Source organism: Methanolobus chelungpuianus (assembly GCF_024500045.1).
Taxonomy (GTDB): Archaea; Halobacteriota; Methanosarcinia; order Methanosarcinales; family Methanosarcinaceae; genus Methanolobus; species Methanolobus chelungpuianus.
In genome coordinates, this window is the sequence record NZ_JTEO01000002.1 from 92,021 (window position 1) to 103,782 (window position 11,762).

Annotated in this window: 12 protein-coding genes and 1 tRNA gene; 7 read left to right on the top strand and 6 right to left on the bottom strand. The window is 51.9% G+C overall.

Annotated elements, in window-relative coordinates; all coding sequences use genetic code 11:
* Positions 1–33: 33 nt before the first annotated feature.
* The gene (locus tag PV02_RS01325) at positions 34–975 is read right to left on the bottom strand and encodes a nucleotidyltransferase domain-containing protein (protein ID WP_256622124.1); all 942 of its coding nucleotides are present in this window, start codon (positions 973–975) and stop codon (positions 34–36) included.
* A 136-nt stretch (positions 976–1,111) separates the two neighbouring features.
* On the opposite strand from PV02_RS01325, the gene PV02_RS01330 reads away from it, so the two are divergent.
* Both PV02_RS01330 and PV02_RS01335 read left to right on the top strand, forming a co-directional pair.
* Positions 1,112–2,317, top strand: a complete 1,206-nt coding sequence (locus PV02_RS01330) for a M20 metallopeptidase family protein (protein WP_256621568.1) — start codon at positions 1,112–1,114, stop codon at positions 2,315–2,317.
* Positions 2,318–2,355: 38 nt separating this feature from the next.
* A complete protein-coding gene (locus PV02_RS01335) occupies positions 2,356–2,748 on the top strand; it encodes a GNAT family N-acetyltransferase (RefSeq protein WP_256621570.1) in 393 nt (130 codons plus the stop codon).
* A 20-nt stretch (positions 2,749–2,768) separates the two neighbouring features.
* On the opposite strand, the gene PV02_RS01340 is transcribed toward PV02_RS01335, so the two are convergent.
* The 4 genes from PV02_RS01340 to hdrC all read right to left on the bottom strand — a co-directional run bounded on the left by PV02_RS01340 (position 2,769) and on the right by hdrC (position 4,815).
* The gene (locus PV02_RS01340; RefSeq protein ID WP_256621571.1) at positions 2,769–3,221 is read right to left on the bottom strand and encodes an N-acetyltransferase; all 453 of its coding nucleotides are present in this window, start codon (positions 3,219–3,221) and stop codon (positions 2,769–2,771) included.
* 38 nt (positions 3,222–3,259) lie between these two features.
* Positions 3,260–3,337: transfer RNA gene (locus PV02_RS01345), tRNA-Arg, on the bottom strand.
* 60 nt (positions 3,338–3,397) lie between these two features.
* Entirely contained in the window at positions 3,398–4,288 is an 891-nt protein-coding gene (gene hdrB / locus PV02_RS01350; protein WP_256621572.1) for a CoB--CoM heterodisulfide reductase subunit B, read from the bottom strand.
* Positions 4,285–4,815, bottom strand: coding sequence for a CoB--CoM heterodisulfide reductase subunit C (gene hdrC, locus PV02_RS01355; protein ID WP_256621573.1), 531 nt, complete (start codon positions 4,813–4,815; stop codon positions 4,285–4,287). The genes hdrB and hdrC overlap by 4 nt, the downstream gene beginning before the upstream one ends.
* A gap of 342 nt (positions 4,816–5,157) precedes the next feature.
* Between hdrC and glnA the strand changes: the two genes are divergently transcribed.
* The 5 genes from glnA to PV02_RS01380 all read left to right on the top strand — a co-directional run bounded on the left by glnA (position 5,158) and on the right by PV02_RS01380 (position 11,022).
* A complete protein-coding gene (gene glnA / locus PV02_RS01360) occupies positions 5,158–6,510 on the top strand; it encodes a type I glutamate--ammonia ligase (protein ID WP_256621574.1) in 1,353 nt (450 codons plus the stop codon).
* A gap of 176 nt (positions 6,511–6,686) precedes the next feature.
* The gene (locus PV02_RS01365; RefSeq protein ID WP_256621576.1) at positions 6,687–7,739 is read left to right on the top strand and encodes a class II glutamine amidotransferase; all 1,053 of its coding nucleotides are present in this window, start codon (positions 6,687–6,689) and stop codon (positions 7,737–7,739) included.
* A complete protein-coding gene (locus PV02_RS01370; protein ID WP_256621577.1) occupies positions 7,736–9,247 on the top strand; it encodes a glutamate synthase-related protein in 1,512 nt (503 codons plus the stop codon). The genes PV02_RS01365 and PV02_RS01370 overlap by 4 nt, the downstream gene beginning before the upstream one ends.
* A gap of 4 nt (positions 9,248–9,251) precedes the next feature.
* Positions 9,252–9,992 carry a GltB/FmdC/FwdC-like GXGXG domain-containing protein gene (locus tag PV02_RS01375; protein WP_256621579.1) on the top strand — a complete coding sequence of 247 codons (741 nt, stop codon included), beginning with the start codon at positions 9,252–9,254 and terminating at the stop codon, positions 9,990–9,992.
* A 4-nt stretch (positions 9,993–9,996) separates the two neighbouring features.
* Positions 9,997–11,022: a Coenzyme F420 hydrogenase/dehydrogenase, beta subunit C-terminal domain gene (locus PV02_RS01380; protein WP_256621581.1), complete on the top strand. Its 1,026-nt coding sequence runs from the start codon at positions 9,997–9,999 to the stop codon at positions 11,020–11,022.
* A gap of 217 nt (positions 11,023–11,239) precedes the next feature.
* Here PV02_RS01380 and PV02_RS01385 read toward each other — a convergent pair whose 3' ends face one another.
* Positions 11,240–11,758, bottom strand: a complete 519-nt coding sequence (locus tag PV02_RS01385; RefSeq protein ID WP_256621582.1) for a GNAT family N-acetyltransferase — start codon at positions 11,756–11,758, stop codon at positions 11,240–11,242.
* Positions 11,759–11,762: the final 4 nt, after the last annotated feature.

Genomic DNA, 11,762 nt, shown 5'->3' on the forward strand with positions numbered 1-11,762 from the left:
CGGTTGCCTGTATAGTTTCATTTCTGTTACTTTTTATATCATACCTTCTGCCTGCAGCAATGTGAGGGAGCGTATCCATTCTCCCTTCGGCTCCCTGGAGGTACCCACTACAAGCCTCTTGATACTACCTACTTCCTCCACCATGCCGCTGGCCTCAATGACCTCTCCTGCAAGGGCCTGCCCGGCATAGGTATGCGTATAGGATAATACGTGGTCTATCTCCTCGTGCTCCACCCTGTAGACCGAAGGGCTGTCAAAGGCAAGATCGGCATTGGTGACCCTTGCCTCTATCTTCATTCTCCTGACATCTTTTCCTCTTCTTACAGGCTCGCTTATCTGTTCCCAGTCCCTAACGAAGAGAAGGTCGAAGTAAGTGCCTTCGACCATGCCCCTGTTGCCCTTCCTTTTCTCATGGAGCACAAATTCCTCAAAACTGATCTCGGGGATCCTCTTATTGTATATCTTTCTCCACATGTCCTCGTCAATATCTTCAATGGGCCCTTCTGAGGCCTTTGCTTCCCTGATGGCATCCCTTGCAGTGAACCAGTGGTTGCCGTACACCACAAAATCCACATCCGAACCTTCGTTCTGCAATCCGGGCAGGAATGAGCCTGTGACTCCCATCCTGCTCCTGGGCACGCCTGCCTCTTCAAGGGTCCTGGTGATGGCAGCTATCCTGCTGTCCGACCTGGCCAGTGCGTCTATTACCTCCGGGGGCCTGAGCACCGCCCTGATCTCACTCTCGGGGACGACGTGAACATCCTCCACCCATTCGGGCCTGTTCTTTCTCATGAAATCAAAGGATACGTCAAAATCATACTTTTTATAACGGACGCCATTGAATTCCCTCTCTCCCTTCTCATCGGGGACGTATCTTAGTGTGGATCTTATTCCATGGGGGTGGAAATAGTCTGAAACCGCGAATATCCAGCCTTCCTTTGTGATCAGGAAATCCCTTATCCTTGTCTTAATCATTTGCATCATCCGGAGGTGTTTTGCTGAGTCATCTGTATTTATGCAGTTATTTGAGATAATCTCTGAATCACTCATATGAGTTAAATACATCGGGTTCTATCCAGTATGATGTATCTTTCTTGCACAATGGAACCAGGTGAACCCTTTGATCCCCCTCGATGAATGGATAAAAGATCTGAGGCGCGAATTCCACCGGGAACCGGAACTGAGCTATACTGAGTACCGGACCCAGGAGCGAATTATGTCTGTTCTCGGAGAACTGGGAATCGGCAGCGAAAAAATAGCCGATACCGGTGTGACGGCTGATATCCGGGGCATGGGTCCGGGACCATGCATAGCCATCCGTTCTGATATGGACGCCCTCGCAGTAACGGAGAAACTGACCCTGTCCAACAAAGAGTACATATCCGGTAACAAAGGTGTCATGCATGCCTGCGGGCACGACGGTCACATGGCTATCCTGCTTGGCACGGCACGGCTGCTGAAAGAGCAGCAGGACAGTTTCAACGGCACTGTGCGCCTGATATTCCAGCCCGCAGAAGAGGTCCCTCCCGGGGGTGCCCGGCGGGTGATATCTCAGGGCGGCCTTGAAGGTGTGGATGCACTGATAGGTCTTCATATATTCGGGGATGTGGAAGCAGGTGTCCTCAATATCAGGCCTGGTCCCTGCATGGCAAGCTCCAACCGCTTCAGACTGCACATATTCGGAAAAGGTGGGCATCATTCAAATCCCGGCTTCTGTATAGACCCTATACTGATAGGCTCCGAGTTTATCACAAACCTTTACTCCGAACTGCCCATGCAGGTAGGTGCTGAAAGTTTTGTTCTTGGGATAGGTATCCTCAGTTCCGGCACCCAGTTCAACAGGACCCCGGATGAGCTTGAGATGGACGGAAGCTTCAGGACCTTTGATGATAACGACTCCATGCAGATCGAGAGTACAATGAGGGGCATTCTTGACAGGCTGGTGTCAGGACATTCAAAGGATGCTTTTTCAGGTCTTCCGGGGTATGAACTGGATGTGGAACCAGGTTATCCTGTGCTTATGAACGATGAGACTTTCGCGCGGGCTGCTATAAAAGTGCTCAGGGAGAACAATTTTAAGGTCAATGAGGCCCCTGACAGGATATTCGGCGCAGAGGACTTTGCACTCTATATGCAGGAGGTGCCCGGCATCTTTGCAATTCTTGGTACAAGGAACCCTGAGAAGGGCATCCTCGAAGGTAACCATTCAAGCAGTTTCGATATCGATGAGGATATCCTTATTACAGGTGTCAGGGCGTTCCATGCCATTGTGACGGACTTCCTTAAGCATCCGGGGGAATACATTTCACCACGATAGTTCCTTTTTCAGATGACCATGCGTGCAGTGTACGGTCATTGGTACTGGGGGTGCTGGAGGAGGAAGGATTTGCATACGATCCCGTGAAAGATTCTGATCTTGAGGACATCCCGGCGAGCTATCTTGAGGACGGCGGAGCGTTCTTCATAGCGCTGGAATCCGGCGAACTGGCAGGGACTGCTGCAGTAAGGAGGACAGGATCAGACGCCTGCGAGATCAGGAGGGTATACGTGCGTAAGGACCTAAGGGGCCGGGGGATTGGCAGCGCTCTTTTCCGCAGCGCCCTCTCCTGTGCGGAAGGCAGGTACGGGAAGATCACCCTGAAGACCGATACGTCGCTGCATATTGCAATAGGGATGTATCTTGGATATGGTTTCACAATAGTCCGGGAAGAGGGTACTACCCTCCACCTTGAAAAAACACTTTCTTAATGAATGGCTTTCACAGGGTTTCAGAGCTTCCTTATCATGGCCACTTCATCACAGTTGGGGAATTTAGGGCATTTTATGCAGCCGCTCCATATCTTGTGGGGCAGTGTATGTTTGTCCACCGCGCTGAAGCCCATTTTCTCAAAGAAAGGTACGGCGTATGTTAGTGTGAAGACTGTGTTGACCTTCAGTTCCCGGGCATCGTTCAGGCACGCGTCCAGAAGTATGGACCCAATACCATGTCTGGTATGTTCGGGCTTGACCGCAAGCGAAAGTACTTCCGCCATATCCTGCCAGCTTACCTGCAGGGCGCAGCATCCTATTATTTCTCCGTCCTCTTCGCACACGTAGAAATTCCTGATGGATTCGTATAGTTCACTTAAAGGCCGGGGAAGCATGATCTCTTTTTTAGCGTAAGGTTCTATTATGTCCTTTATCGCCTGAACATCCTGAACATTTGCTTTCCTTATTGTCAATTCTCAATCTCCGTTGCGATTGTCCCAAAAGAAGAAAATGGCGAGCGTGAAGGGATTTGAACCCTCGGCTTGCAGCTTAGGAGGCTGCCGCCATATCCTGACTAGGCCACACGCTCACTGTGCGGTATTGTGTAATAGCATCTTGCATTTTAAAGTTGTTGGTGGGAACGCCTCTTTTACTGTCCATTTTCAATTCTTTGAACGAAAGTATTGTTTTTTATCACATTAAGGTTTATGCCCAGCATGTCCGGGGTGAATCCGAGTGCAAGCCCCAGCAGTTGGGTGTAATGCAACACAGGTATGTTATACTCGATACCTGTAATTCTCCGTATCTCCTCCTGCCCCAGGTCAAACTGCATGTGGCAGAAGGGACACGCATTGACTATGCAGTCCACGCCTGCCTCCTTTATCCTTGAAAGCTTATGCTGCGCAAGTCGCAGGGAGTCCTCCTTCAGTGCAGAACGGACTCCGCCTCCTGCGCCACAGCACTCGGTCTTGTCAGGGTAATCAATACTTGTGGCTCCCAGGGACTCTATCAGTTCATCAAAGAACTCCGGCCGCTCGAAACTGCCCAGGCCCCTTTCCCTGGAGGGCTTAAGAAGATGGCATCCGTAATGCACGGCCGCCCGTATGTCCAGGGGTCTTTCAACATGCTTCCCGATACCCTGCGGCCCCAGTTCCCGGTGAAGGTATTCTATGATGTGCCTGATCTCTATGCTGCCTTTGAATTCCCTGCCTATCCCTGCCAAGTGCCTGTTGACCTGCTCTCTGAGGGCTTTGTCATCTTTCATGATGCGGTTGGCATCTGCGAGGGTACTGTAACATCCATTGCATACTGTCAGTATGTCCCTGCCCAGTTCTTCAGAGAGTACTATGTTACGGGCTGCAAGAGCCAGCCAGGCTGTCCTATCAAAGGACCTGAACAGGCCCGGTGCAGGGCAGCAGGAAGCGCCCTTAAGTTCCACGCAGTCAATGTCCATCTTTGCCAGGCATAGCTTGGTTGCCATCTCTATTCCCGGATACCTGTTTGGGATCACACAGCCAAGAAAAAGTGATAGTCCTCTCATGCCGTCTCCGTTTTTGCATTACTCTTATCCCTGTCGCCCGTGAGCCTGTCAAACCCGCACGACTTCAGCAGGGTTCTGACCTCCTCAAGGCCTTCAGGGCAGCTTTGCACCGTAAGGGGTATCTCGTCGAGCCCCAGTTCTGTTCTCTGTTTCTTCCGCTCATCATCTATGGGCACTGCATGGCCATGCCGGATCAATAGTCCGCTTACTCTGCCGTGCTCCGGGAGCATGATGCCTTCGTGCACAGCAATGGACCTCAATGAGAACACTGCTTCCACGATATCAATATTCCTGGGGCAACGCTCCTGGCAGTTATAGCAGGTAGTGCACATCCACAACTGCTCGTCCTTCAGGACATCGACGGTCCTGGCAGCCTTTTTTACAAGCCTGCGGATGTTTATTGCCATATGCCTGCCGGAAGGACAGCTGCCGCTGCACACGCCGCACTGCATGCATCTGAGAGTATCTCTGCAGGCAGCCTTCATAGTGTTGAGAAGATTGGTATTATCGTGAGTGGGTTCAGACATCCTATGTTCATATTCCTATGTTGGGATATAAATTAGACTGCCTGCCTGGAATGCTCGCCAGTCTTGCGGCAAGTTAAGAAGCCAGTTTCCGGCATTTCTCTATTTTAGACATGTGGACAGGAAGTTCCGTGATAAGTGCCATGGCTGACTTTAAGGCTTTCTGACCGACCCTCAGCCGGCCTGGCGTGGGACTATCCTGTTTTTGAATAAATGTTTATTAGCGAATATTGCTCACTTATTTATGGGGGCAGATCTAATCTAATTATTGCAGCCACAGAAAATTATATATAGATGAATGTAGGTAATGGGTTACTTACACCCCTAGAATGGAGGAGTAGTTGTATGGTAAACTCAAAATCAATACCAAAGCCCACGACCGTCGAAGACGTGTTGAAGATAGTAGAAGAACGTGATGTGAAGTTCATAAGGACCCAGTTCACAGATATACTGGGCATGGTAAAGAGCTGGGCGATCCCTGCAACAGACCTTGAGAATGTCTTCAAGAACGGTGTAATGTTCGATGGTTCATCCATTGAGGGCTTTACCAGGATCGAAGAATCTGACATGGTGCTCATGCCGGACCCGTCCACTTTCCGGATACTCCCCTGGAGACCCAAGGAAGGCGCAGTCGCACGTATCATTGGCGATGTCAAGAGGCCTAACGGCAAGCCCTTCGAAGGAGACCCGAGGTTCATATTGAAGAGAGCTATCGCAGAAGCCGACAAGATGGGCTATACAATGAACGTAGGTCCTGAACTTGAGTTCTTCCTGTTCAAGCTGGATGCTGATGGCAAGCCAACAACCCAGCTCACGGACAACGGCGGATATTTCGACTTTGCCCCCCTTGACCTTGCGCAGGATGTAAGGAGAGCGATCGACTTTGCACTCGTTGACATGGGTTTCAGGCTGGAGGCGTCCCACCATGAAGTTGCACCCTCACAGCACGAGATCAACTTCAGGTTCGGCGATGTACTCTCCACAGCTGACAATGTTGTCACTTTCAAGTATGTGGTCAAGTCAGTTGCTTATCATCAGGGCTACTATGCATCCTTCATGCCAAAGCCACTGCACGGTGTGAACGGATCAGGCATGCACTCTAACCAGTCCCTCATGACGGACGGTAAGAACGCATTCTACGATCCTGAAACCAGTGACGGTCTCTCCCAGACTGCCAGATACTACATCGGCGGTCTGCTCAAGCACGTAAGAGAGTTCGCAGCTGTCACCAACTCTACAGTAAACTCTTACAAGAGACTCGTTCCGGGATACGAGGCGCCCATCTATGCAGCATGGTCCGCATCCAACAGGAGTGCACTCATACGCATACCGGCAACAAGAGGAATCGGCACAAGGGTAGAGCTCAGGTGCCCTGACCCCGCATGCAACCCCTACCTGGCATTTGCATCAATGCTGCACGCTGGTCTCGATGGTATAAAGAACAAGATAGAGCCACCGGAGGCAACTAACGTCAACATCTTCAAGCTCAGCGAGGAAGAGAAGACAAGGAGGGGCATCGAATCCCTGCCAGGCAGCCTGAGGGAATCACTTGACATCATGAAGGAAAGCGAGTTCATGAAGAACGTCCTTGGCGAGCACACCTTCAACAGCTTCCTCAAGGCAAAGAACACTGAATGGGATGACTACAAGACAATTGTCCACCCATGGGAGATAGAGAACTATCTGAGCATACTGTAAACAGAATAAGGGTACATCCCTGTTCTACCCGGTTGAAGAGTAAAGGCGGCATTGTTTTCTGCCGCCTTAAATTATACTTGTGATGACGGAATCCCATCCTTCCGCTGGCCGTTGCATGGTTTGGTCTGGCGTGAAGTTGATTACAGGGGTCCAAAAACATAGTCCTAGTGATAAACATGTGCGGAATAATAGGCGTTATCGATCGGACCAAGGCCAGAATGGACGGTTCCAGTATTAAGAGGGCCCTGAGTCTGATGAACGAAAGAGGAAGTGGAGAAGGAGCAGGATATGTAGCCTATGGCATATACCCTGATTATCCGGATTGTTATGCTATTCATGTGTTTTTCGATAATCTTATAGAACCCAAGTCCAAGGTAGATGAAGTGCTCCAGAAGTGGGGCAGGATAGTCCATCAGGAAGAGATCCCGACATACGAGCAGCCGGGACTGAAGAAGGAGCATATCCCTTGGAGATATTTCTATAAGCCATATACCGATTTCATAGTAGGCAGCAATAACCCTGCAGAGGATATAGTTAAGCAGCTTGTGATGACCGTGAACTCTACCATCCCCGGAGCTCTCATCTTCTCATCCGGAATAAACCTGGGAGTATTCAAGGCGGCAGGATGGCCGGAGGATGTTGCGGATTTCTACAGGATAGAGGATTACAAGGGTTATATCTGGCTTGCACACAACCGCTACCCGACCAATACGCCAGGCTGGTGGGGCGGCGCGCACCCGTTCAACCTGCTTGACTGGGCGGTTGTACACAATGGTGAGATCACATCCTACGGTACCAACAAGCGTTACGTTGAAAGTAACGGCTACAAGTGTACCATGTTCACCGATACGGAGGTTGTAGCTTACCTGTTCGACCTCCTGGGCAGGCGTCACGGACTTCCTTCCGAGATGGTCGTAGAAGCCCTGGCACCACATTTCTGGGATGAGATAGACCGGATGCCCGAGAAGGAGCAGAAGCTTCAGCGTACCCTGCGCCTTACATATGGTCCGGCGCTCATGAACGGACCCTTCGCCATCGTGGTTGCAACGAGCAAGGGCATTGTTGGATTCACTGACAGGATAAAGCTTCGCCCTCTTGTGGTTGGAGAGAACGGCTCACGTCTCTACATTTCCAGCGAGGAGGCAGCCATCCGTGTGATGGACCCGGAAGTGAACGCAATATATATGCCAAGGGCAGGCGAGCCCGTAGTAGGGAGGGTTGTACAATGAGCCTGGGTAGTGTTCCGCTTAAGTACAGGATAAGTATTGACCGCGACCAATGCATGAAGTGCATGCGCTGCGTTGATAACTGTTCATATGGGGTTTACAGGATAGAGAACGATAAGATCCTGATCGACTCCCGCAGGTGTACTGCCTGCCACCGCTGCATTTCCATGTGTCCCAGGGATGCCATCTCCCTTCAGGAGAAGCCCGTGGACTACCGCAGTCACCCTCTCTGGACAGCACAGGCCCGTGAGGATATAATAAACCAGGCCCGCACAGGTAAGATCATCCTGGCCGGAATGGGTAACGCGATGGATTATCCTATTATCTTTGACAGGCTGGTGCTCGATGCCTGCCAGGTAACGAACCCGAGCATCGATCCGCTGAGGGAGCCCATGGAGCTGCGTACCTACCTTGGGAAGAAGCCTGCAAGGCTTGAGTTCACAAGGGATGACAAGGGCGATATAGAGCTCAAGACCGAACTGGCCCCAAATCTCAAGCTGGAGACTCCCATCATGATAGGCCACATGAGCTATGGTGCCATCAGCCTGAACGCACAGCTCAGCATGGCCAAGGCAGTAGCAAAGACCGGGACATTCATGGGCACCGGTGAGGGTGGCATGCACGAGTCCCTCTATCCGTACCAGAACAATATGATTGTTCAGGTCGCATCCGGACGTTTCGGTGTGGACATCAACTACCTGGAGCGCGGTGCGGCAATAGAGATAAAGATCGGGCAGGGGGCAAAGCCAGGTATCGGGGGCCACCTTCCTGGAGAGAAGGTGTGCCCTGATGTTTCGTGTACACGCATGATCCCTCTTGGATCGGATGCCATAAGCCCTGCCCCTCATCATGATATTTACAGCATCGAGGACCTTGCACAGCTTGTGCGCAGCCTTAAGGAAGCCACGGAATGGAAGAAGCCTATCTTTGTCAAGATAGCTGCTGTCCATAATGTGGCAGCCATAGCTGCAGGAATTGCCAGATCTTCAGCCGACGCGGTTGTAATTGACGGTTTCCGAGGAGGTACCGGTGCAGCCCCGAAGGTGTTCAGGGACAACGTTGGTATCCCGATCGAAGCCGCAGTTGCGGCCGTGGACCAGAAGCTGAATGACCAGGGCGTAAGGAACGAGATATCCGTGATAGCAAGCGGAGGTATCCGCAACAGTGCGGACCTTGCAAAGTCCATAGCACTTGGCGCGGATGCCGTCTACATAGGCACAGCTTCGCTCATAGCCCTTGGATGCAGGGTGTGTGGCAACTGCTACCGGGGACTCTGTCCATGGGGTATCGCTACCCAGAGGCCTGACCTGGTCAGCCGCATCGATACTGATGTCGGCGCGGAGCATGTTGCAAATCTTATCCATGCCTGGACCCTGGAACTGAGCGAGCTGATGGGTGCTGCAGGGATCAACAGTATTGAAAGCCTGCGTGGTAACCGCGAGAGACTGCGCGGCTACATGCTGGACGAAGGCATGCTGAACGTCCTGAAGGTAGACCCTGTGGGGGCCTGATATCATGGAAACAATGGCCATTGACGCAAAGGGCATGCACTACACGCCTCTGAACAGGATGATACGCGAGGCAGTGGCCTCAGGTGTAAAGGAGATCGTGATAGATAATGTCCTGGGACAGCGCTTCATAGCCAACGGTCTCCGTGGCGATGTCAGGATAACCATCAACGGCGTGCCGGGAGGCGACCTTGGGATGTTCATGAGTGGCCCTGAGTGTATAGTGCGCGGTGACTGCGAGCATGCGCCGGGAAACACAATGGACAACGGTACCATTGTCATCCACGGCAGTGCCGGTGACGCGGTGGCGCACAGCATGCGCGGAGGCAAGGTGTTCGTCAGGGGCAATATCGGATACAGGGGCGGTATCCATATGAAAGAGTACAGCCAGAAGCGCCCCGTGCTTGCAATAGGCGGCACATCTCATGCATTCCTGGGAGAATACATGGCAGGCGGGATCATCCTTGTTCTCGGAATAGGGCACGAGACCGCACTGGAGGACAGAGGTATCGGCAGTGGCATCCACGGCGGCGAGATAATCATCCGCGGAGATGTGGAAGACAGGCTGCTTGGTGTCGGGGCCAGGAAGGTCCGTTTCACCGAGGACGACCAGAAGCGCCTATCGCCTCTGATAAAGGAGTTCTGTGAACGTATTGAGGTCGATCCAGCCCCGTTCATGGATACGAATTACACGCGCATAGTACCTGCAAGCAGCAGACCGTTTGCAGGCAAGTACACATGGGAGTGATCACATGGCAGGTAATAATTATCTTGATCTCAAGGCGGAGGTATGGGAGACGGGCAAGTGCGCCTCATGCGGGGCCTGCGTTGCCGTATGCCCTGCCGATGCCATCTACTTCAAAACAGGCAAAGAATCGGCACATCCGCTCAACAGTGGCTACTGCAAGGATGTGAACGATGGCGTGCCTTGTGGTGCATGCTACAAGGTATGCCCCCGGCTGCACAGGACCACCCCTGAACTGATAGGCAGCTATATTGACATAGTTTCTGCAAAGGCAGAGTTCGGCATACCAAGGAAACAAAGTGGCGGCGCGGTAACAGCGATACTTGCCAGCGCGCTGGAGCAGGGTATGATAGACGCAGTGGTAACGGTCGTGGAAGACCCGTGGACCCTGCGGCCGTCGTCAGCCGTGATAACATCCGACGAGGCTCTCATACACCATGCCGGAAGCCGCTATAACTGGTGGGTGCCGCTGGTCGCGTCCCTGAAAGAGGCCATCATCAACCGTAAGTTCACCAACGTTGCGGTCGTCGGGGTCCCGTGCGTGGTGGAGGCGATCCACCAGATGCGTGAGAGCGACCTTGACCTGCTGAGGCCTTTCAGGAAATACATCCGCCTTGTCGTGGGCCTATTCTGTACAGAGACCTTCGACTATGAAAAACTCGTGCAGGACAAGCTCATTGCACAAAAGAATCTCGATCCTCTGGATATCACCCGTTTCGATGTGAAAGGCAAGCTGGAAATAACACTGAAGGACGGCTCGCTTACGGTCCTTTCCCTCAATGAAGTGGACGACTGTGTGCGCCCGGGCTGTAAGATATGTACGGACCTGACCGCCCTCCATTCAGATATTTCCGCAGGCTCCATCGGAAGTCCTCAGGGCTATACAACCCTGATAATCCGAAACCCCACAGGCAGGCAGTTCGTCACCAGTGCGATAGGGAACGGCAAGCTGTCTCTTGAAAAGGGCGTGAACATGGAATCCATCAAAAGGCTTTCCGCAAAGAAAATGGAGAGGATGCCAGAGGAATGTTGAAATAGGACATTGGTTTAGCGGGCACGGTACCCAACACTTCCTCTATTCTACCTAACCATGCAAAGGGTATCCGTGTCCGGTTTTTTACATTTCACGCGATATGGCCGCAAATATCAGTTTTCAGTCATGTCCCGCTGTGGATAGAAACGCATCGTTGCAGTTGCGATATACAAGATGGCGGACTATCTTAAACCTTAGTCGATATCATCATCTTATATTATTGTTTTGCACCTAGCCTTTTCCTGTAGTTGAGGGTATTGATGCCTCTGCCCCTGTCATTGAGGATGACGGAATAGACGCCATAACCCATTCTTTGGTAGAATCGGATAGCTGCCTTGTTACCGGACCATGTGCAAAGATAGAGCCTGTTAACTCCTCTCTCAAACAGCATATCCTCAAGTCTTACATGCAGCAGCTCCGCTATTCCCTGTTTACGATAAGAAGGATGCGTGCCAAGGAAGTTTATATAGGCATCATCCTGGTACTGCCACTTCCGGGTGAACCCGACCATTGCAACAAGGCCCTCCAGGAAGTCTGCCGGGTCCGGCTGTGTGAGCTGTGCAACCACATAATTGGAATTGGCCTTTGAAAGGGATTCCTTGACCCTCGCAGGAATACCTCCGTCTCCCCTCTGGCTCAGAGGGGGACAGAAGTCCCCGTCAACAAGCTCGATGAAACGCAGGACCCTGCAATAATCCTCTTCAGTTGTTTCCCTGATGACAAGATCCGGTATCATTCAT

Excerpts from the sequence above, each read along its gene's own strand:
- PV02_RS01385 (WP_256621582.1), bottom strand. The coding sequence starts at position 11,758 with ATGATACCGGATCTTGTCATCAGGGAAACAACTGAAGAGGATTATTGC.
- PV02_RS01365 (WP_256621576.1), top strand. The coding sequence starts at position 6,687 with ATGTGCGGAATAATAGGCGTTATCGATCGGACCAAGGCCAGAATGGAC.
- glnA (WP_256621574.1), top strand. The coding sequence starts at position 5,158 with ATGGTAAACTCAAAATCAATACCAAAGCCCACGACCGTCGAAGACGTG.
- PV02_RS01380 (WP_256621581.1), top strand. The coding sequence starts at position 9,997 with ATGGCAGGTAATAATTATCTTGATCTCAAGGCGGAGGTATGGGAGACG.
- PV02_RS01370 (WP_256621577.1), top strand. The coding sequence starts at position 7,736 with ATGAGCCTGGGTAGTGTTCCGCTTAAGTACAGGATAAGTATTGACCGC.
- hdrC (WP_256621573.1), bottom strand. The coding sequence starts at position 4,815 with ATGTCTGAACCCACTCACGATAATACCAATCTTCTCAACACTATGAAG.
- PV02_RS01325 (WP_256622124.1), bottom strand. The coding sequence starts at position 975 with ATGATTAAGACAAGGATAAGGGATTTCCTGATCACAAAGGAAGGCTGG.
- hdrB (WP_256621572.1), bottom strand. The coding sequence starts at position 4,288 with ATGAGAGGACTATCACTTTTTCTTGGCTGTGTGATCCCAAACAGGTAT.
- PV02_RS01375 (WP_256621579.1), top strand. The coding sequence starts at position 9,252 with ATGGAAACAATGGCCATTGACGCAAAGGGCATGCACTACACGCCTCTG.